General features: G+C 37.4%; 17 protein-coding genes and 1 pseudogene. 9 read left to right on the forward strand and 9 right to left on the reverse strand.

All coding sequences use genetic code 11. The features are described from left to right. Position 1: 1 nt before the first annotated feature. The 4 genes from RMZ41_RS21880 to RMZ41_RS21895 all read left to right on the forward strand — a co-directional run bounded on the left by RMZ41_RS21880 (position 2) and on the right by RMZ41_RS21895 (position 4,194). Positions 2–1,018 carry a hypothetical protein gene (locus tag RMZ41_RS21880; protein ID WP_322641306.1) on the forward strand — a complete coding sequence of 339 codons (1,017 nt, stop codon included), beginning with the start codon at positions 2–4 and terminating at the stop codon, positions 1,016–1,018. A 57-nt stretch (positions 1,019–1,075) separates the two neighbouring features. Further along, positions 1,076–1,969, forward strand: a complete 894-nt coding sequence (locus RMZ41_RS21885; RefSeq protein WP_322641358.1) for a glycosyltransferase family 2 protein — start codon at positions 1,076–1,078, stop codon at positions 1,967–1,969. Positions 1,970–2,083: 114 nt separating this feature from the next. Beyond that, positions 2,084–3,235, forward strand: a complete 1,152-nt coding sequence (locus RMZ41_RS21890; RefSeq protein ID WP_322641307.1) for a glycosyltransferase family 4 protein — start codon at positions 2,084–2,086, stop codon at positions 3,233–3,235. Between the two features lie 134 nt (positions 3,236–3,369). Beyond that, complete coding sequence (locus RMZ41_RS21895) at positions 3,370–4,194, forward strand: WecB/TagA/CpsF family glycosyltransferase (protein WP_322641308.1); 825 nt, start codon at positions 3,370–3,372, stop codon at positions 4,192–4,194. Positions 4,195–4,289: 95 nt separating this feature from the next. Here the strand turns inward: RMZ41_RS21895 and RMZ41_RS21900 are convergent, their stop codons facing one another. Together RMZ41_RS21900 and RMZ41_RS21905 are read right to left on the reverse strand one after the other, a co-directional pair. After that, positions 4,290–5,036 (reverse strand): creatininase family protein, encoded by a 747-nt coding sequence (locus RMZ41_RS21900; protein ID WP_322641309.1) that lies wholly within the window; start codon positions 5,034–5,036, stop codon positions 4,290–4,292. Positions 5,037–5,194: 158 nt separating this feature from the next. Continuing rightward, the gene (locus tag RMZ41_RS21905) at positions 5,195–6,409 is read right to left on the reverse strand and encodes a pyridoxal phosphate-dependent aminotransferase (protein ID WP_322641310.1); all 1,215 of its coding nucleotides are present in this window, start codon (positions 6,407–6,409) and stop codon (positions 5,195–5,197) included. A gap of 163 nt (positions 6,410–6,572) precedes the next feature. Between RMZ41_RS21905 and RMZ41_RS21910 the strand changes: the two genes are divergently transcribed. After that, positions 6,573–7,172, forward strand: coding sequence for an MBL fold metallo-hydrolase (locus RMZ41_RS21910; RefSeq protein ID WP_322641311.1), 600 nt, complete (start codon positions 6,573–6,575; stop codon positions 7,170–7,172). Positions 7,173–7,220: 48 nt separating this feature from the next. Here the strand turns inward: RMZ41_RS21910 and RMZ41_RS21915 are convergent, their stop codons facing one another. Together RMZ41_RS21915 and RMZ41_RS21920 are read right to left on the reverse strand one after the other, a co-directional pair. Beyond that, positions 7,221–13,262 (reverse strand): hypothetical protein, encoded by a 6,042-nt coding sequence (locus tag RMZ41_RS21915; RefSeq protein ID WP_322641312.1) that lies wholly within the window; start codon positions 13,260–13,262, stop codon positions 7,221–7,223. Beyond that, entirely contained in the window at positions 13,259–14,563 is a 1,305-nt protein-coding gene (locus tag RMZ41_RS21920) for an AAA family ATPase (RefSeq protein WP_322641313.1), read from the reverse strand. The genes RMZ41_RS21915 and RMZ41_RS21920 overlap by 4 nt, the downstream gene beginning before the upstream one ends. A 446-nt stretch (positions 14,564–15,009) precedes the next feature. On the opposite strand from RMZ41_RS21920, the gene ribD reads away from it, so the two are divergent. Further along, positions 15,010–16,212, forward strand: coding sequence for a bifunctional diaminohydroxyphosphoribosylaminopyrimidine deaminase/5-amino-6-(5-phosphoribosylamino)uracil reductase RibD (gene ribD / locus RMZ41_RS21925; protein WP_322641314.1), 1,203 nt, complete (start codon positions 15,010–15,012; stop codon positions 16,210–16,212). A gap of 29 nt (positions 16,213–16,241) precedes the next feature. Here the strand turns inward: ribD and RMZ41_RS21930 are convergent, their stop codons facing one another. The 3 genes and pseudogenes from RMZ41_RS21930 to RMZ41_RS21940 form a co-directional block, all read right to left on the reverse strand. Further along, on the reverse strand, positions 16,242–16,460 hold the full coding sequence (locus RMZ41_RS21930) for a hypothetical protein (RefSeq protein ID WP_322641315.1): 219 nt from the start codon (positions 16,458–16,460) through the stop codon (positions 16,242–16,244). A gap of 552 nt (positions 16,461–17,012) precedes the next feature. Further along, positions 17,013–17,750: a hypothetical protein gene (locus RMZ41_RS21935; protein ID WP_322641316.1), complete on the reverse strand. Its 738-nt coding sequence runs from the start codon at positions 17,748–17,750 to the stop codon at positions 17,013–17,015. A 19-nt stretch (positions 17,751–17,769) separates the two neighbouring features. Further along, a pseudogene (locus RMZ41_RS21940) lies at positions 17,770–18,840 on the reverse strand (ISKra4 family transposase). A gap of 215 nt (positions 18,841–19,055) precedes the next feature. On the opposite strand from RMZ41_RS21940, the gene RMZ41_RS21945 reads away from it, so the two are divergent. From RMZ41_RS21945 to RMZ41_RS21955, 3 genes are read left to right on the forward strand one after another with little or no spacing between them, the layout of a single operon-like run. Continuing rightward, on the forward strand, positions 19,056–19,508 hold the full coding sequence (locus tag RMZ41_RS21945) for a hypothetical protein (protein ID WP_322641317.1): 453 nt from the start codon (positions 19,056–19,058) through the stop codon (positions 19,506–19,508). Positions 19,509–19,547: 39 nt separating this feature from the next. Then, positions 19,548–19,859, forward strand: a complete 312-nt coding sequence (locus RMZ41_RS21950; protein WP_409875745.1) for a hypothetical protein — start codon at positions 19,548–19,550, stop codon at positions 19,857–19,859. Position 19,860: 1 nt separating this feature from the next. Further along, positions 19,861–20,520 (forward strand): DUF2290 domain-containing protein, encoded by a 660-nt coding sequence (locus RMZ41_RS21955; RefSeq protein WP_322641319.1) that lies wholly within the window; start codon positions 19,861–19,863, stop codon positions 20,518–20,520. A 28-nt stretch (positions 20,521–20,548) separates the two neighbouring features. Here the strand turns inward: RMZ41_RS21955 and RMZ41_RS21960 are convergent, their stop codons facing one another. Together RMZ41_RS21960 and RMZ41_RS21965 are read right to left on the reverse strand one after the other, a co-directional pair. Next, entirely contained in the window at positions 20,549–20,761 is a 213-nt protein-coding gene (locus RMZ41_RS21960; RefSeq protein ID WP_322641320.1) for a hypothetical protein, read from the reverse strand. Continuing rightward, positions 20,745–21,005 (reverse strand): helix-turn-helix transcriptional regulator, encoded by a 261-nt coding sequence (locus tag RMZ41_RS21965; RefSeq protein ID WP_322641321.1) that lies wholly within the window; start codon positions 21,003–21,005, stop codon positions 20,745–20,747. The genes RMZ41_RS21960 and RMZ41_RS21965 overlap by 17 nt, the downstream gene beginning before the upstream one ends. Positions 21,006–21,176: the final 171 nt, after the last annotated feature.

Here is a 21,176-nt window from a genome sequence, read left to right on the forward strand (position 1 = left end):
TATGTCAATTCCTATAGCTTTTATAATTTGTACAGAACCTGGGCGTTTAGAGGCTCAATCTTTAATGCTTGCAGAAAGTATTCGTAAGTTCTGTGGAGAATTGAAAGATACACCTATATATAGTTTTCATCCTAGAGTGGGTGAACCTATATCAAAGCAAACCCAAAAAGCTTTTGAAGCGTTGCAGGTAAATCATCAACAACTTCCGATAAATCAAGAATTCCATGAATATTATTTAGCAAATAAGCCCCTAACTTGTGCCTATGCAGAACAAAATATTGATGCAGAAATATTAGTTTTTCTGGACAGTGACAAATGCTTTTTCTCTGAACCAAAAGAATTTTTATTACCCGCAAATTGTAACGCTCGGTTACGTCCTGAGTATGGTCAAGGAATTGGTTCTACAGGTTTGCGAGACTCTCAAGAATGGTACTGGCAAAAATTATATGAAGTGTTGGGGGTAAAGCGTGAGGTATTTGTTGAAACACCAATCGGTAAGAAAAAAATTAGAGCTTATTGGAATTCGGGTTTGGTTGTTGTGAGAAGGAGTGCAGGTATATTTACAGCTTGGAAAGAGAATTTTGAAAAAGTAATGCGTCTTGATATCACTCCTCCTCAAGGTATTTATTTTGTTGAGCAGTCTGTTTTATCTGTAACTTTATGTGCATTGGAAGAAAATATCGAACATCTTCCTTCTAATTATAGTTATCCATTGCCTTTACATAACCGCTTATCACCAGAACTACAAATCAAACATTGGAATGATATTATATCAATTCATTATTTTAACTTATTCTTTTATAACGATTGGAATGCACAAATCAAAAAATTAAAGAAGCTTAATATAGATTCCGATAAATATCGATGGTTATGTCAAGAGGTTGTCAGACTCCAAATGCCTCGCGTATCAGTTTTGCATCGATATATGTTGGTAGTTAGAAGAATGGAACAAAAATTACGAAATTTTAATTTAGATATTAATTTAAGTGGTTGGATAGAAAAAATGGCTAAACTTTAAACGTAATCAAAATAGCTGCATTGATATTTTCCAAATAAATTACATAAGGTAAATATGATGAAAAAAGCAAATATAGCTGTAGTTATGACCTGTCATAACAGGCGTAATATAACTCTCGCTTGTTTACACACTTTATATGAGCAAAAAACTAATTGTGATGTCTACCTAACTGATGATGGTAGTTCGGATGGAACTGCACAAGCCGTCAAAGCAGAATATCCAGAGGTACATATTCTTCAGGGTAATGGCAACTTATTTTGGGTGGGAGGGATGCATCTCGCCTTTGGTGAGGCGATAAAAAATCAATATGACTATTATCTGTGGTTGAATGATGACACATTTCTAGAAGCTAATGCTATCAGTAAATTATTGCAGATTCATCAAAATTTATCTGAGCAAGGTTATCCAGACTCAATTGTAGTTGGTTCAACTAAAGATCCAATGACAGGAAAAGCAACTTATGGAGGTGCAGTAAAATCTAAAAAATGGTACTCCAACAAATTTGAGTTTTTAGAACCAAGTTCGATTATCCAACAATGTGATGCTATGTATGGTAACTGTGTGTTAATTCCTAAAACTGTTGCTGCAAAGGTTGGCAATATTGATACAGCTTTTATTCACAGTTTAGGAGATTTAGATTACGCCCTCAGAGCGCGTAAATTAGGTTGTCAAATATGGGTAGCCCCTGGATATATTGGTACTTGTACTAAAAATTCCATTCGTAATAGTTGGGTAGATACCAATTTAACTATATTGCAGCGCTTGAAAAAAGTACTGCAAATTAAAGGATTTCCATTAAAACCCTGGACTGTATTTTGTATGAGGCACTCTGGGCCATTATGGATATTTTACTGGTTTTTACCCTACATTAGAGCAATTATTGGTTACAAAAACTTGGCAATTTCTCCTACATTCTCTGATGATATCAGCCAAACTAACTCGGAAATATAATTTTGCTAATAGGATTTTTAACGAATAATATTTAGATAATTTATAACTATCTAAGCAAGTTAAAAAACTTTTAAAAAGTTCAATTTATTAAATGTTGAAATAATCAAACATGTTATGGGAAAACGCTTACTAATTGTCTCAACTCTGGATTCAAGACAACCATTTGGTGCATTTACTAGACCTTTTTATCTAGGACAATATCTTACTAAAGATTTTGATGTTTTTCAGATAGGATTAGATTGCTCATCTGTTAACTATGCTCCTTCTATTTCGGTTGGATCGAGAAGCCTAAAGTCATATATTCAAACTATAGAAAAGTGTGTCGATGAGTTTTGTCCAGATATCGTTTATGCTCAAGAAACTTTACCTGGATTAGCTGCTTTAATTTCACTTAAGCTTAGGAAACATAAAAATTCCTTTCTTGTATTAGATTTTCATACATTTTCAGCGTATGAATACTGGATGCGTTTGTTTTCTGTTGCCAATCCTTTCAAAGAGTTTGTACAATGTATTAAGACATATATTGCTCAGGGAATTTTAATATTTTCTGGTAGTCCAATTATTGCAGCAGGTGACTCTATTCCCAAACTAATTTCCCAGTGGTACGGTAAAACTCCACAGGAAATTTATAGTATTGGGAATGGAGTTACTGAAGACTTACTAAATACTGAATTGTTGTTGAGCAAAGACCCATATCAAGCATTTAGACCAGCAAAGATTGTGGTTCTTATTGCTCCTAAAACATTTCAGTTTCCAAGTAATGATATGTCTGTATCAATGACTGTTGAGGTTGCAAAATACCTGGAAAGTCATCAGGAAAAAATACATTTTGTTGTTATAGGTAGGGATGGTAGCGATATTTCAGAACCAATACCTTCTAATATTTATTTTTTAGGGTTTTTACCAAAAAGAGAGGATTTTGTTGACCATGTTAAATATGCGGATATTGCTTTGCTACCATTCTCAAAACAAGCAGTAGCAGGTGGCGCTCGTAATAAAGCTTTGGATTATTTTGCTAGTAAAAAGTTAGTTGTATCAACACCAGAAGGCTTGCGAGGTTTAGAAGAGTTTCGACATTTGGAACATCTTCTAGTTACAGGATATTCTACTGAAGAAGTTGCTAATACAGTTTTGGATGCAGCCTCAAATTTTGATAAATATCAATCACTTGTAGATACAGCATATACTTTAATTACAGAAAAATATTCTTGGAATGCAAGAGCCCATAATATCGCCGAAATTCTGATGAAAGTAAGTCATTCGTAGTTAAGTTTTTAAACTTAAGTTTTCTGAATATTTAAATTTTAAAATTATTTAAATATTGTTAGGAATTGATTTTTAAATAATCACTTTTGTTGTGACATTAACTCTCATAATTCTACAAATAAAAATCTTAAGTCATGAAAAAACGATTTTCTTATAAACTTCTTGGTGTTAAAGTTGATGCACTCTCTATCCCAGAGCTAAATTCATTAATTGAAGAATCTGTTGAAAAACAACAGAAGTGGATTATTGCAAATCACAACTTGCATAGTCTTTACCTCTTTCATAATGACCCTGAAATGCAAGCTTTTTATGCCCAGGCTGAATATATCCATATTGATGGCATGCCTTTATTGTTTATTGGAAAATTGTTAGGTTTTCCTCTAAAACGAGAACAAAGAGTAACCTATGCTGATTGGATATGGCCTCTGATGGCGGAAGCAGCTAATAAAGGCTGGCGTGTATTCTATTTAGGTTCAAAACCTGGAATTGCTGAACAAGGAGCAAGTATTTTGCGCGAGAAGTTTCCTGGTTTAGAGATTGCTTGCGCTCATGGCTACATTGATATGGATAAAGATAGTCAAGAAAATCTTGCTACTCTAGCTGCGATTAATGCTTACAAACCCCATGTATTAATGGTAGGAATGGGTATGCCACGCCAAGAGCATTGGATTTCTGAAAATCTAGAATATATTGATGCCAACACTATTTTGACTAGCGGAGCTTGTATGGACTATGTAGCAGGAGCAATACCCACTCCTCCTCGTTGGATGGGAAGGGTGGGTTTGGAGTGGTTGTATCGCTTGCTGTCTGAACCGAAAAGACTTTGGAGACGCTATTTACTTGAGCCTTGGTTTGTAGCCACTTTATTTTTACGGGAAATTTGGAGTATACCAAGTCAACAAAAAAAAAATAAAATGCTGTTATTTCTCAGTACAAGATTTCACAAGTTTGTTGGGTGATTGAGTTTTGCAAAGCCTTCCCAGTAAGTAACTCAATTCGTCATGAATTTATGAAATACTGTATTAAGGCTTGATCAGAAATTACTCAAAACTTCTTATTCTGCGTTCACAAATTCCAAATACCCATTACTAAGTTCTTTCACCGCCAAATTATAAAATTGCTTACCGTGTTCTGGCGTTGCTAAAGCTGGATTTGAACCCATGCGTCCATCGGGGTAATGTACTCGAAAGTCAGCTGCACTATAAATTCTATGTCCGCTTGCAACTTCTGGTGAAAGGGGTGCTTGTTTAATCGCCTCTGGATAAACGTACTGGGTGAGAGCTACTTCACTTGGGGTTGCATGAGAACCTTCTTGATTTCCATATAATTCTTTAGCCAGCTTATATACAGAACTGCACATAAACCAGTTTGCTACTTGACATTGCACTTGTTGGGCATTAGGAATCTGCAAATCTTCTAAATGCGCGTAAGTTTCTGAGAATGCGGCTTTGAGGGTAGCAATGTTACCGCCGTGTCCATTGATAAAGTAAAACTTGGTAAAACCAGCTTTGGCTAAACAAGTTACATAATCTCGTACTACTTGAATTAAAGTGCTGGGACGAAAACTGATTGTACCAGGAAAAGCAGTATGATGCAGTGCCATCCCCACATTGATTGTAGGGCCAACGATCGCTTGAGTCGCATCACCCACACCACGAGCGATCGCTTCTGCACAAATGGCATCAGTACCAATTAACCCTGTTGGCCCATGTTGTTCTGTGGAACCAATAGGGAAAATAATACCCCGTGACTGCTGTAAATAAGCTTCGACTTCTTGCCAAGTACTTAAGTGCAGTAACATTTTTGATGAATTTCCTCAATAAAATTGTGGTGGGATATAAATTCTCCCTAACATGATTATGAACTCCTTTGCTTTTCAGTGGTGGCGATCGCCATAAAATCAAGCTGGAGTGTTGAAGAGAAACGAATCGCAGAGGCGCAGAGAGCGCAGAGAGAAGATTAAGATGTGGGTTGTAGGGTGGCTTGAAGTTTGAGTAAGCGCTCGCTCGCTGCTTTTAATGTCTCAGGTGTTTTGCTAAAGCAAAATCTGATTAATGAATGGCCTTTTTCTGGTTGGCTGAAAAAGCTGGAACCTGGAACTACAGCAACACCAATATTTTTAATTAGATGGTAAGTGAATTCAACGTCTGTTTTATAGCCAAATTTGGAAATATCTGCAAGAACATAATAGGCTCCTTTGGGAAGGAAGTAGGGAATGCCGACTTTATCGAGAATCTGTAAGATGCTGTCTCGCTTCTGGTGATAAAGTTTGGCTAGTTCTTCATAATAGGATGGTGGTAGTTGCATGGCGGCAACTCCGGCTCGTTGCAATGGTGCAGGTGCGCCAACAGTGAGAAAATCATGGACTTTGCGAATGGCTCCTGTTAATTCGGGGTTTGCTAAAATGTAGCCGACTCGCCATCCGGTGACACTATAAGTTTTGGATAGTCCGTTAATGGTAACAGTGCGTTCTTCCATACCAGGAAGGGTCGCTAGGGCAATATGTTGAGTGTCATCATAGAGAATATGTTCGTAGATTTCATCTGTGAAAGCTAATACATCCCACTTTTGACAAAGTTCAGCAATTAGAGTGAGTTCTTCACGGGTGAAAACTTTGCCGGTGGGGTTGTGGGGGGTGTTGATAATAATAGCTTTGGTATTGGCATTGAAAGCTTGACGCAACTGTGCTTCATCAAATGTCCAATGGGGAGGATACAGTGTCACGTATCGGGGGGTAGCACCAGCTAAAATCGCATCGGGGCCGTAATTTTCGTAATATGGCTCAAATACAATTACTTCGTCACCGGGATCGACTGTCGCCAGCATTACAGATGCCATTGCTTCCGTGGAACCGCAGGTGACAGTGATTTGAGTTTCAGGATCGATATCTAAACCGAGATACCAACGAACTTTGTTAGCGATCGCCTGACGAAATGGGCGATCGCCCCAAGTGATGGCATACTGGTTGACATCTGCCTCTATTGCTTCATTTGCTGCCTGTTTCAACTCCAAGGGACAGGGAAAATCAGGGAATCCTTGAGCTAAATTTACTGCACCATATTGCAATGCCACCCGCGTCATTTCCCGAATCACCGACTCGCTAAACTGATCTGCCTTTGCTGATATTTTTTTACGCCCAATTTCACTCACCCCTATACCTCCGTTGATTTCCATTGCGGTTATGCAGGAATTTTTCTAACTACGATAAATCCATAATACCGATAGTTTTATCGTAGTATACTCAAATTCGAGATTCAGAGGGAATGCAACCTTATAATCTATATACTTAATTATTGATATTAATAGTCAATTACTGAAGTACCAATCCAGAATCATCATGAAATCTTTGCACCGTCCCGATCTCTATAGCTGGTCTAATTTCAATCCGGCAAGAAATATTGATTTCAATGGGATTGCCTGGATTCGCCCAGATGGAAACATCTTGATTGATCCAGTAGCCCTATCAAACCATGATTGGAATCATTTGAAATCCCTCGGTGGTGTGGTTTGGATTGTGCTGACGAATTCTGAGCATGTCAGGGCAAGTAAAGAAATTGCCGATCAAACTTATGCTAAGATAGCTGGCCCTATGGCAGAAAAAGATACTTTTCCGATAGCTTGCGATCGCTGGCTGTCTGATGGTGAAGAGTTCGTACCTGGGTTAAAAGTAATTGAACTCCAAGGCTCGAAAACTCCCGGTGAATTGGCTCTGTTACTGGAGGAGACAACTTTGATTACAGGGGATTTAGTCAGGGCACGCAAAGCCGGTAGTTTAACTATACTGCCGGATGACAAACTGCTGAATCGAGAGGAGGCTGTTGCTTCTGTTTGCAGATTGGCAGAACTGAGTCAAGTAGAAGCAGTGCTGGTAGGGGATGGTTGGCCGGTTTTTCGTGATGGACGCGATCGCTTAAAGGAACTTGTGGCGACGCTGTAAATAGTTGGGGGCGATGCCTATGTTCAGGGCTAGCCCTACACTCAATTTTTACTGACTGGTGATATCATCGCAGAGGTAGCGATCGTTTTTCATATTAGGGTTATTTTTCAGATAACCAGATGCCAACTTACAGGCACGCTTGAGTAAATCATCTAAATTATCATTAAGATATATTTTTCCCTCATTGCTATTAAGCTCAATTGTCTTATTGGTATTAAGGTTAAATCGATCGCCTAAGAAAGAACTGATGGGATAGAGTAAGTAAGGATCTTTCGTAAACCAACTATTCAGAAAATATAGACCTGTATTAGAATCAGAACCAACAGCCAGCATTCTGTTGTAATTATCAAAACTTAAGGTATAACTACTATAATCAGTCTTTAATGGTTCAACTTTTCCATTATCTAAATTCCACAATTTAGCCGAAGATCCACTAACAAAGGCAATCTTTTTATCATCAGCTTGGAAGCGTATATTTGTAATTTTATCAGGATCAGAAATGGTTGGTTTTTGTAATTTACCATCAAGATTCCAGAGTCTTATAATTTTGTCATCACTAGCGGAAGCAATAATTTTTCCATCATGAGTGAAACTCACGCTATTGACTTTATCACTCTGTTTTATAATCGGTTTAAGCAATTTACCATTTCTATTCCAAAACCTTACTGTTTTGTCGTCACTAGCAGAAGCGATGATTTTTTTATTAGGGCTGAATACAACACTATTAACCCAATCAGTATGACCCGATAAGGTTGCTAGCGGCTTGCCTTTTAAATTCCAGAGTTTTAAACTATCATCTTTACTAACGAAAGCAACTGTTTTTTTATTAAAATTAAACCTAATCAAAGAATCTATATTATTACATAAAACATTGACATGACCTTTAATAGATTTTAACTCTTGAAAATTGGCATTATCTTCAATACTCCAAAACTTCATAATATACTTAGAACGATAAATATCATTCGACAAATAAGTTTTGCAGCTAGTAGCACCAATGATTTTTCCATCAGCACTAAAGCTAACCTTATCAATGCTAATATCATCATTTGGTTTATTACCAAATCCTGAAAGTGGTTTGATAAAATTACCGTTGCTGTTATAGATATTCACAGTGTTATCAGCACTGGCAGAAGCAATGTATTTGTTATCAGAACTAAACGCAACATCATTAACACCTTTAATGTGCTTTTGTAAAGTCAGAGGTTCATAGTTGGATTTTTTAAGCAAAAGCTGGTTTATATCCCAAATCTTTATAGTATTATCAGCACTGCTAGTTACAATTTTTGTACCATCAGGGCTAAAATCTACTTTCGTGATTGTGTCATTATGTCCTTTGAGTGTTGGGCGTGGTTCTCCCTCAACAGTCCATAGGTTGACAGTATAATTCTTGTTAATAGAAGTAATGTACTTGCCATTAGGACTAAATTTAGCGCTGATCATGATATAGTTCTCAAGAGATTGAGGTGGTTGGCTATTGCTGATATCCCAAATTTTTATCTCACCACTATTAGCGCTAACTGACATGATCTTTTTGTCATTTGGACTAAACTCTACGCTTTGTACCTTGGAATTATGCCCAATCAATGGCTTAAGGGGAGTACCATCACTTTTATAGAGTTTGACTAAATTGTCATCGCCGAGAGCAAGCATCTTGCTATCATGACTAAATATAACACTTGTGACTTTATCACTATCTACTTTTAAGGCTTGAATTAAACTGCGATCGCGGCTATTCCAAAGTTGCACTTTATTGTCATGACTGATAGTAGCTATTATCTGACTATTAGGGCTAAAGCTCACATTGGTAACTTGTTTTGTGTCTCCCTTTAAATGTCCTATAAATTTTCCGTCACTACTGCGCCAGAGTCTAACAAAATTATCTGCACTGGCACCAGCAACCAAATTACCATCAGGGCTAAAGTCAATGGTTGTGATCTTATTGGTGCTACCTTTTAAAGTAATTTCCTTGTTGGTATCTAGTTTCCAGAGCTTTAAGATATCGTCAGAGCTTCCAGTTGCAAGGGTTTGATTATCTGGACTAAAGCTAAGAATTGAACTATCTCCTGGGATAGTTTTGATGTGAGTGCCATTACGGTTTTGAAGTTCTATACTATTGTCAGAACTACCAAGAGGGACTGTTTGACCATCAAAACTAAACTCTATTTTCCTATTTGTATCTTCATATCTATCGGTTCTCTGGAATGAGGATAATTTATTGTTCTCAATATCCCAAATTTTCACAACTCCATCTTTACTAGCTGATGCAAGTAGCTTGTTATCAGGACTAAAGCTTGTATAAGTAATACTATCATCATGTTTAAAATTATTGTAAATAGAACATTGAGCTTGAAACATTCTAGTTCTGTATAAACTTTTCTTATCTTCACTCTCCTGGAATATGACCGATTGGTTATCAAAACTATTATTTATAAAATCTCCCAATCCAAATGAATTCTTACAACCATTCTCAACACTTTTGATGAGGTGTGGTTTATCACCAGTAGACCAAACTCTTAGATTTCCCTGTTTATTAAACAAGCTAATAGCGTCACCATTGTTATTGAAATTCATGGTAAATGTGCCAGAATCATAAATCTCAATAGGCTTATTTTCAATTTTTTTTGGTGTAAGTTTCCAAAGTTTAACAGTGTCATACCGTCCCCCTGTAGCAACTGTCTTGTTGTCAGGACTAAAACTTACAATTATGTTTTTGTCATTAAATCTTTGTGGTAAATTTAAGAGTTTACCATCTTGCCAACTCCAAATTTTAACTGTTTTATTCTTAGTGGTAGTGGCTAGTAGTTTATCGTTAGGGCTAAATGTAATAAAGCCTAGACCATCTTTATCAATTTTCAAAATTTTTATTGGTTTAAATTCAGCAGTACTCCAGTTTTTACCTTCAGGAATATTCCAGATTTTTGCATTACCATCTTGGCTGACGGTAGCTAACATTTTTCCATCCGAGTTGAAGCTAATAGATGTTACACTTTTTTTGTGAGCTGACCAGCTTCTTTCTTGACCATCAGAAATATTCAATATTTTGACTTTGCCATCTTCACTTGCCGTAGCTAACATTTTGCTATCTTGGCTAAAACTAAGGACTGTAATTGCTTTATTATCGTACCCTTCTACACGGTTGATTTCTTTAATTTTCTGAATTGCATTACCCAGATTTGAAATAACCTTTAGCCGAGTTTCAGGTATCACCCCTATTGATAAAAACTTCAGTTTTTTACCTACTTTAATAGCTGATACTAGCTCTTCAAGCCCTATGTCATCTTTTGAAGAAATATCTGATGTCAGGGAAGTGTTGATGTAAGCTGCTGTAACTCCTACTGCGATTACACTTATTGCACTTATTAATCCTATTAATGTAACAGTTTGTTTGCGTGCAGTTCTTAGCTGTTGTGTCAAAACCTGATTGAGTTTGGCTTCGGTGAGTTTTCGTTGTTCTTTTTCTTTCTCCAATTCAGCAATTAATCGGGCTGATTGTTGTTCACGAACAAATGGTACTAGATAGTCATGAACCAATTGATATCTGTCAGCCGGAAATCCTGGCACTTGAAATACTAAGCCTGATTTCACTAGGATTTTCAAAATTAAATCTAATCTTGCAGGCTCTAATGCTAAATCTGCTTCTAATTCAGCACGATTTTTCAGAGGACGAGTATTATTTTCATCAGTTAACAAATACAAAACTAGCTTGGCGAACTGTTCGTTATTGTTACCACAATCTTTAACTACTTCTTCTAAGAAGCGCCCTACCAATTTTTCTTTAGGGCCTTGTTCTTGGTACTGAATCAAAGTTGTAATTTTCTCAGTTTGCAGTTGCGCTCCTACAACTTGTAATTCAATGGGGCGAATTTCGTTGAAATCTCTAGCTAAATCTCGTACTAGCTCATCAATTAGCGGTGGCTCTAGGTAAAACTGAGAACTTTCAGTTAAGCTTTGAATTACAGAGCGAGCATCTTCCGGCGAAAAGTTCCCTAAGTAATAAAGAATTTTTTTATCTAATATGTTGTTATCAATTGCATCCAAATGGGTTAAGCGATTACACTCTAGTAAATAATGGAGATAATCTTCTCTAAGAGACAGAATAATTTTTACATAAGGAATATTAAGACAATCTCGGATAAATTCAAAAAACGGTCTCCTTTTATCTTGGTCTTTATAAGCAAAAAAGAACTCTTCAAACTGGTCAAAAATCAGAACAGTTAACAAACCTTTCTCTATATTTTTATTCAACTCTTCTACAAAACCTGCCATTGAGTCTAAAAACAGAGGAAAGCTTAAGCCTCTAACTTCTTCTAGTGATTCTACTAAGCGACTTCCTAAAAGTTTTGTCCAATCTGTATAAACTTGCAAAAGAACAGGCACAACATCACGAGCATCTATGGCTCTTTGTTTTAAAGCTGGTAATAATCCTGCCTGAACCAGGGAACTTTTACCTACTCCTGATTGACCATAAATGACCGTCAATTTGTGGTCATCACGACTGATTCTTTCAATCAATCGATTCACATCTTGCATTCTTCCAGAAGCAGCAATCTCTTGGGTTACTGCTGCTTTTGGATCGGCCACTGCAAGTCCAGGATTAATAACTTGGAGTTTAGATTGTAAGCGTCCTGCACCTACAAAAGCTCGTAATCCATACTGTTGCTCAATTGAACGTTGCTCTAGTTTAACTTGGAATGCTTCTAAATAATTACCTTGGTCAAAGTAGAGCGATCGCAGTTTCGCCAAAATGCGAATATATAGCAGTGGATCGTGTTGAGGATTACTTTCAGAATGAGCGGTTTCTAAATTAGCGATCGCCTCTGGAACCTGATTAATATTTTGTTGAGCTTCTGCTAATAAAAGTAAGTATAAATTTTTATAAAATTTGTGTTCCCACTCACAATTAATTATTTCTTCTGAGGAAATATTGGCATTCGTTTGTAATGCTAGTTCTGCATATTCTTTAGCCTCTTCCCATTGAGATTTTTTCAGCAATACCTCAGCCATGAATCCATAACTGTAGGCAAGTCTGATTGGTTCAGGGTAAGTTTGGTGTAGCTCAATAGCTACTAACGCAACTTTTTCTAACTCATCGTACGCTTCTAATCTGGTTAAAACTTCACCCCAAGCGTTAATAAATTTTGCTGCTAAATCTGGGTATTTTTGCTGCCTAAAACCCTCAACACATTTTTGAAAGTAATCTTTAGCTTTTAGGCAAGCTTCGTAATATTCAGAACGATGCAAAATCGCATACTGTTCCCACCAAAAACCAAGATGCCAAAGTAAACATCCGTAACGTTTCAAATCATCAGATGATAGATTTTGGTTATTTTTGACTTTCTTTTCCCAAACAGCTATACTTTGATCATAATAATTTTTCGCTTCAGATTTATGTCCATTAGCATCTGCTTCCCGACCTAGCAAAAATTGTAAGCTTGCCTCTAGTTCAGGCTCTAATTTTTCTATAGATATTTGTAAATCTCTAACAGCAGAATCAATTTCCCCTAAATGGAGAATACCAAGGTCAAGATTTAAGTAAGCATTATCCACAAACTTTCCAGCACCGACATTAATAATTGCTGCAAATAGGGAATTAACAATTTGGTGCAGATTGTTGATTAACTGATTCGTAGCAATTTTAAACTTAATTGAGTTACCTGTCCAACTCTTAAAGTCAGGCATTAATTGAATCAATTTTTGGAAGGTTTGATCATTTACCCAAATAACTATGGGAAACTGGAAATTCTTACGAAACTCCTCTCTTACCTGATTTGTAGAAATTAAAAGTTGGTCAATTGCATCTACTAATTCCAAATCAAATATCATCAAAGCTTGAGGTAGTTGATTTCCCAGGTTAGCTTCAATTGTTGTATAAAGTGTTTTGATAGATTTTGACAGATGTAGCTCTCGAATCTCAACTTGACATTCTTGCTTGATCTGCTGCACCATCTGGTCTCGCAAACTGCAATAGTTACAACGTGCCAAAATTAACGCAAAGTGTCCCTGAGAATTCGTAATTGAGCGGATTAGTTTTTTCAGGGAGCGTTCATTGTAGACAGCTACATCTTCAGGTTGATAAGAGTCACTCATAGTTTAAATTTCTTCGATTCTGCGATCGCTGGGTTAATATCAAACCAGCGTCCATCAACATCCCGGTATTCAAATAAAAACATACTTCGTAAAAGAGTTTGGTATTCGTCCTCTCCTTTGACATTATCCCTCTGTTGCAAAACCTGTAGCAGTAGCGCCCACTCGCTATCACTAATTGCTGATACCAAATCATCCCGATACTCGCGGATGACCATTTCCAGACAGTTCCGCCCAATAGGGGGATCACCTTCTTGCAAGCAACTGTAAAGTAAAACTAACAGATTTCGCACATGTCCACCACTAACTCGGCAAAGACGATCTAAGGTTTCATCTGAATCAAAAACTTCATTAATATGACTCAAACGTTGCGTTTCTCCTAGCCAGGGAAACGCCCGTGCTAAAACCATTTGTTGTAGTAGCTTCATACCTTCTAGGTTGTAGGTTCCCTCACGATTCTTGACTGTCACCATTGGTAATACTACAGGTTTGATCCCGAAACGATTAGTAAGAGTGCTTAATTCATTGGAGAAAATTAACACTAGAGGAATGGTATAAACCAAATGACAATTGAGTTTTTTTAACTGCTCACCCCGATCAATGAATAGATATTCTGGTTGAGAACGACCAGAGGCTTTAGGAGAGATATCGACGCGATCAAGATTATCAATAATTACCACTAATCCTTGATAACCTTGTAGCTTCAATTGCTCTTTAGCACGCTCTAGTACCTGTTGATTAATAGCTTCTAATATGCCACTAGTCCGAGGTTCTAGGTATTGGCGCAACTGGCTCCGCAGCCTGGGACTATCTTTAGTCTTGGCAGTGACTTTACCAATTCCCAAAGGTAATGAAAATTCAAATTCTGGAACTACTGGTGTTTGTAAAAAATCCGCAATTTCATTAAACAAATCGACAAAATAGCTTGGTCTAAGTTTGATTTTAACCTTTTCTAAACTGGCGCTAACTTGACGAGTTATTGCTAACAAAATATCGCTGACATCCACATCTGCCATATCTAAATCAGCACTGGACTCAAAGTAGACTACATGAAAGCCTTGCTTTTCTAATTCATCTTTGAGTCGAAATAGTTCTGTAGATTTACCACAGCCAATATGTCCAGTGAATAATTGGCAGGTTGACTCATCTGGTTGATTAGCAATCGTCCGCCGTAAACGTTGAATTACATTGCCTCCACGCACTGGCGAGAAGTCAATATAGTACTGTTGGTCTTCTTTATTCTCAATTTTTAAAGTCTTACTGGGATTACAGGCATTAAAAAACTTAATAGGGTCTAAAGCCATTACGGTTTCCTCTTACTACTTAAAAAATAAAAGTATAAAATATTACTTAATGGTATTAACTAGAGTTTCAGTATATACTAATACATGCAGATAAAAAATCTTTGTAAAGTAGAATCTCACTTAACTTAAGCAAAAGTTGCTACTAAAAAGATAGTTGTCCTATCTTTAGCAATACAGGCGATCGCTTAAAGGAACTTGTAGCAACGCTTTAAATGGTTGGGTAGTACAGCTAGCTGTGCTACCCTACAGGAAATTGCGGTTCAGATAAATGAAAAAGGCTGTAATAAAAATTGTAATGTGAATATTACAAACTGGTGCAATTTAAAACAGCTAATAACAGCGCCTGAATTTGACTCTGTTTAATTAATTATCAGCAGCAAAGCGCGATTCTCCTGTGGAAAGGCTGCGTGATCGCGTGCAGAATATTGACAGTGTTGCCTAAAATTATGGATAATTCCCCAGTGGTCGCTCAAGCAGATGCATCCTTACCAAATTACACTCAGGAAAATATACATCTAGTGGAGTCAAACAAAAAGATCGGAACTGATTTTGACTCTCGCATGATGCTGCGGTGTTTGGAACTTGCTCGCCGCGCTTTAGGACGGACTTCGCCAAATCCGTTAGTGGGAGCGGTGATTGTCAAGGATGGCGAAATTGTCGGCGAAGGGTTTCATCCTCGTGCAGGTGAGCCTCATGCAGAAGTGTTTGCTTTAAAAGCAGCAGGCGATCGTTCTCGTGGTGCAACAATCTATGTGTCACTTGAACCTTGTAATCACTACGGGCGAACTCCCCCTTGTTCAGAAGGATTGATCCAAGCTGGAGTAGCAAAAGTGGTAGTGGGTATGGTTGATCCCAATCCACTGGTAGCTGGAGGTGGTATTGCTCGTTTACGGGCGGCGGGGATCGAAGTGTTGGTAGGAGTAGAAGAATCAGCTTGTCGTCAGCTAAATGAAGCTTTTGTGCATCGCATTCTCTACAAGCGACCTTTAGGAATTTTAAAATATGCCATGACTTTAGACGGCAAAATTGCTACTACCTCTGGTCATAGCGCCTGGGTGACAAGCCAAGAGGCCCGCAGTGAAGTACATCAACTGCGGGCGGGTTGCGATGCAATAATTGTCGGGGGTAATACAGTGCGACAAGATAATCCTTATTTAACTAGTCATCATCTGGAGGCACATAATCCCCTGCGGGTGGTGATGAGTCGCAATCTCAACTTACCGGAAAGTGCCCATCTGTGGCAAACTGCGGATGCTCCTACTTTGGTGTTGACACAGAAGGGTGCTAACCCCGATTTTCAAGGACTGTTGCGAAAACTTGGGGTGGAAGTCGTGGAATTAACATCACTTACACCAGATCAGGCAATGGTGTATTTGTATGAGCAGGGTTTTTGTAGCGTGTTGTGGGAATGTGGCGGTACTTTAGCTGCTAGTGCGATCGCTCAAGGAGCAGTGCAAAAAGTTTTGGCATTTATTGCCCCAAAAATCATTGGTGGTAGCATTGCTCCCACACCTGTGGGCGATTTAGGTTTTACTACCATGACTGAGGCATTGTCTCTAGAACAGGTTCGTTGGCGTGTAGTTGGTTCTGACTGCTTAGTGGAAGGTTATTTCCCGAAAAAGCCAATAGTCAATAGTAATAACACTTGACTATCAATCAGTTTATAGTGATTTCTATATCATGAACACTGACGTTCATGAGCAATATCACGTATAAGGGCTAGCCGAGATTGAATGTAGTGGCACAGATAATCAGTTTCGTTAGGATCTAACAAAACTTGTGTTTCGGTTTGTTTCACTAACCACTGCACCAAGCTAGTATCATCCAGTTGTAAGAGGAGCTTGGCTTGGGCGGTTTCAACCACTGACCAAAGCTGACGCATGATTGTAGGAGTCATCAGACCTCGATTGAATAATGAGCTATTAGCTGTCTTTAGATTACACAATTCCGATCGCAATTTACGACATGAATGTAGAAGCTGAGACAAGTATTATTAAAAACTTAATAATGCTATTTATAACTTTATGAAGATTAAGAATTTGAAACTCAGTTTTGAAAGTCTAATTTATATTTGGGAATTTGGTATAGCAAATACAGATTTTTCTGTGTATTGAGTCTACATCCTTAATTAAGCTCTTAGCTCGACTTTATTCCAAATTAAGAACTCTGCTTTCTTTATCTGGCAAAAATTCTGGTTTTTTTGCAAATACTTTTTCCATGCCTCCTATTCCCCCTCAAGTCTAAAAACTAAAACTAGGGTACTGCGATGTTTTCAGCGTCGAGTTTTGGGTTTCTTAAAAATAGATAAAGTCGAGCTTAAAGGTTGTTTGAAAAGTTGAAAAATGTATAATTTGTCATTCTGAATGGAACGAATGATCTAGAGTTTGAGCAATTACTGGGAGATCCTTCACTAGCTGCGCTACATTCAGTATGACTTTTCAAACATCCTCTAATTCCTTATATCCCACATATCTTGGTAAATTGGATGGATTTCACGCACTAATTTCCATAAACGACGTCTTGCTCGGTAGGCATACCAAACTAAAATGACTAAAGTCTGCCAACTCATCAATATACAAATATTTTGAGTTCCTAGTGCAATAGCGATAACTAGAAACCCAAATAAAAAGACACGAAGCATTTCATGGGGTAGTCCTTCTAACCACTTACTTTTAGTATAACGATAAACAAAATAGGGTATCCAGACACTAACCACTTGTGCTACAAACAACATTGACCCAATAATATTGGTTTTTGTCACTACAAGAAAACCAAATGACTTGTAAGTTTGCAATACAAAGTAAAGCCAAGTTCTTGTCTGCTTATCAATATAGTTGTAAACAAAGAAACTTAGGCGTACAACCAGGAGTAAACCTATCCATAATGCCATTTTAACTAAAGCTGTTTTTAAATCTAGGGTGCTAACAATGGAAGCCAAAGTAACATCACTTGAGACAACTTTAGCCAATTCCAAAATAATTAGCCCAGGGACAGCAAAAATTACAGCCCAAATCCAAGCCTGCCATACATTGATTCGGTTCTTGTACTGTTGGTAAGTTGCTGATAGGACTGGTTTTTTCTCAAACCGTTCAGCAACTATGTCATTTTCTACATAGCCTAGTTCATAGATGCACCAGAAAGAAAGTAATACAAAAAACATACCAGTGGCATGAATAAGAGGGAGCATCCACTTTTGGCAGAAACACTCAAATAGCAAGTAAACCATTCAGATAAGCACAACGAACAGAAAGGATTTGGTTGACACTCCCAACATTCCACTGTGCGCCAGAAATTTTCATCCTAGCTCCAATCTGTTTAATAGCAGACTCGACTGCACCAGAACCAATAGAACAAAGTTGTTCAGCTTGGTAATAAGTATAGTTGACAATACGGGAGCAATGTTTTTCGAGATAAGCGATGAAGTTCTTAGCTTGTTTGCCTCGGCAATTATGAAATAAAGCCTTGGCTTCTTCAACTTGACCCTGCCATAAAAGAGTTTCAGCTGCTTTGAGTCGCTTTAAAGAACCACCCACTTTGTAAAGATTTTCCTTGAGATGATACCAATCTAAAATTTCCCAACGCTCAAAATTCTCACTTTTACCAAACTCTTTGACGAGATTCCATACACCATCATGACCATCTCCTAAGCAGACTAACGGGTTAACTAGACGCTGGCTATTGATATAATCAATTAATGATTGGTTGTCATCAAAAAACGCACCATAGTAAATCCCTTGCAGACGAACGGTTTTATAGTCTCGCCAGTGACAGCCTGCTTTCGGTTTACCCCTAAGTCGGACTTTTCCTCCATCTACGCTAACTTCTGAAACTGATTGTTTAGCAAGTGGTAGTTGAAAATCTTGTGACATGACTAGTTGTTGTTGTGTTGAGTGACCAACTTTTACTCCTGTCAATGCCTCAATCTCGATTTCTGCTTTTTGGTAGGATTCGTTAGCTGATAACCTCAAACAGCACTTTTGAAGTAATGGACAAAAGCTTCCTTCTTGGCTTTAAACCTAGTCTAATAAGCTGTTTGGCTTTTAATTTCAGTTCCCCTACTAGGCTTTTTATTTTCCTGGTTTTACCTACTTTTGTTCCAGTTTTTTGTTCGATAAAAAAAGGGCTATTTCTGGGCTGACTAATTCTAATACTTGACTGCGAACTGTTTTTTCTATGCCTTCGAGGTCTGCCAGCTTACTTTTATCTGCTTCTTCATACAGCAGTGTTGACAATTCTTGTAAGCAGGCTTTGATCCGTTCTTGTTTCTCTTGGTTCATTGTCAGCGATCGCACAGGGTTCTTTCCCTTTACATTTTCCCATAAATGGTAAATCTTCCAAAACTGGATGCTCCCCATGTGTTCAACTTCAAAACAGATCAGGAAAAGCGAAACAAGACATCATATTAGAGAAATGCTATAGAAATTCTCGCCCACTCCTAACTTCTGCACATGCTTTGGGTTTTGGAATATATAGAAATGAAGGATTAATCCAAATGTTTGATGATGCAGGATTATGGAGAGATATTGGTTACGAAGTAGAAGAAGGAAACTTAGATGAAGGAAAGCCTGTAAAGCTTAGTAGAACTAGCGATACTAGTCCAATATTCCTTGAATCTCACTCAACTATTGATGACTTAATTATATTTAAGTCATTTAATAATAGCCACGAACAAAATGAATGGTTAGTCAATGAAATAGAGAAGAACATTAGAGAAGATGAATTAAAGTATGATGACATAATGATTATTCATTCTAACCCGTTTACAACTAAAGATGCCGTTGGAAGCTCTAGGGCTTTACTCTTTGAAAGAAAGATTAATTCTAACCTAGCTGGAGTAACGAATTCCCGTGATGAATTTTTTAGTGAAGAAGCAGTCACTTTCACGGGTATCTATAGAGCAAAGGGAAATGAAGCTGCGATGATATATGTTATAAATGCCCATTAATGCTTTTCTGGTACAGAGCTTTCTCAAAAAAGAAATATCTTGTTTACTGCCATGACAAGAAGTAAAGCTTGGTTAAGAGTATTAGGCTATGGTGAAAATATGAGGGGTTTGGTGAAAGAATTTGAAGAAGTTAGAAAAAGAAACTTTGTTCTTGAATTTACCTATCCTACAGAAAAAGAACGAATAAGAATGAATGTTATCAATAGAGATATGAGTCCTAAAGAGCGTGAGCGTAGAAGTCAGAACCAAAGAAATTTAAAAGATATTGTTGAAGATTTAGACAATGGTGTTATACACAAAGAAGATTTGCCACAAGAACTAATAGAAAAATTGAAAAATTACCTACTTTGAAATGACTAGTCATCAAGAAATTTATAAAGAAATTAATACCATAACTCAAAAACTAATAGAAGTTAGTTTGTGTGACCAACAAAATTTTCCGTCATCTACATCTATTGGTAAAGATAGTTATGAGATTGCATATTCTGGTATGCAGGATCTCTCAATAGCACTGAAAAATATTGATTACAAGGACATATATCATGAACTAAACAGAGGTAAAAACTACAACTTCAAAATGATTGATGGTGCGTTAATACAACTTTTGTATACTTATAAAAAGTCCGAGCTAATTTCACATAGGCTTGCTTTTTTACCATCACCATTTTTAGAAGTTTTCCAGAATGAGCCTACAATTTATGAAGAAGACGAAATATATGCAGATATAATAGCAAAAAATATATTACCAGTACCAATTAGGTTCGATTATGATCCAGACAATCATAAAGAATTAGATCACCCCAAATGCCATCTAACCTTGGGACAATTTAAAAATTGTAGAATACCTGTTTGTTCCCCAATCGCACCGAGTACTTTCATATCCTTTATTATTCGTAGTTTTTACAATACTGCTTTTAGAAAATTTACAGATGATCTTACTTTTTCAAGCAACCTTTTCGACAAAACGATAGCTGATGCAGAGAAGAAAGTATTGCACATAGCTATTTATTAATTTTTTTATATAATGCTTCTTGCTTGACCTACTTGTACACTCTTTTAGAGTTGATATCTGAAGTGGGCGATCGCTTTTCTTGACCAGGCTTCTGACGCTTTGCCATTGTTGCAAAAGGCAGGAAGCAGTAAAAACATTCACCTTGTACCCAATCTGCGGGAATCGGGAAAGGAGTTTCGCAGTTAGTACATTTGCTTAACAGACGTAATTCATGGCGATCGCACTCATGCTCGATCAACAAGAGACACTTCCTTGTGATCGCTGTCATCTGGCTCATATTCTAAAAGCTCCCCAGGTTGACAATCCAATACCTTACAAATGCCGTTTAATCTTTCTGGGGTTAATCGTGGCATTTCGTCAACCTTACGCAATCTGTACACCGAATTTTCAGTTATTCCTAACGCCTCAGCTAAATCCTTATTCCTCACTCGCTTTCGCGCCATCACTTCATTTAATTTCCAGCGAATCACTTTATCCATAGGCATATCACTACATCCCCAGTTTAGTAGCTGTTAGATGTAGATTTCTCTACTTGTCAGTATCTAAATCTACAAGTAGATTTATAACACTCTAGATTTTATAAATCTACACTTGACGTGAATCTACACGTCACGTAGATTAATTGATAGACAAAACAAAAGCGATCGCCCTCCGGG

Origin of the sequence: Nostoc sp. DedVER02, assembly GCF_034530675.2 — a bacterium.
Classification (GTDB): Bacteria; Cyanobacteriota; Cyanobacteriia; order Cyanobacteriales; family Nostocaceae; genus Nostoc.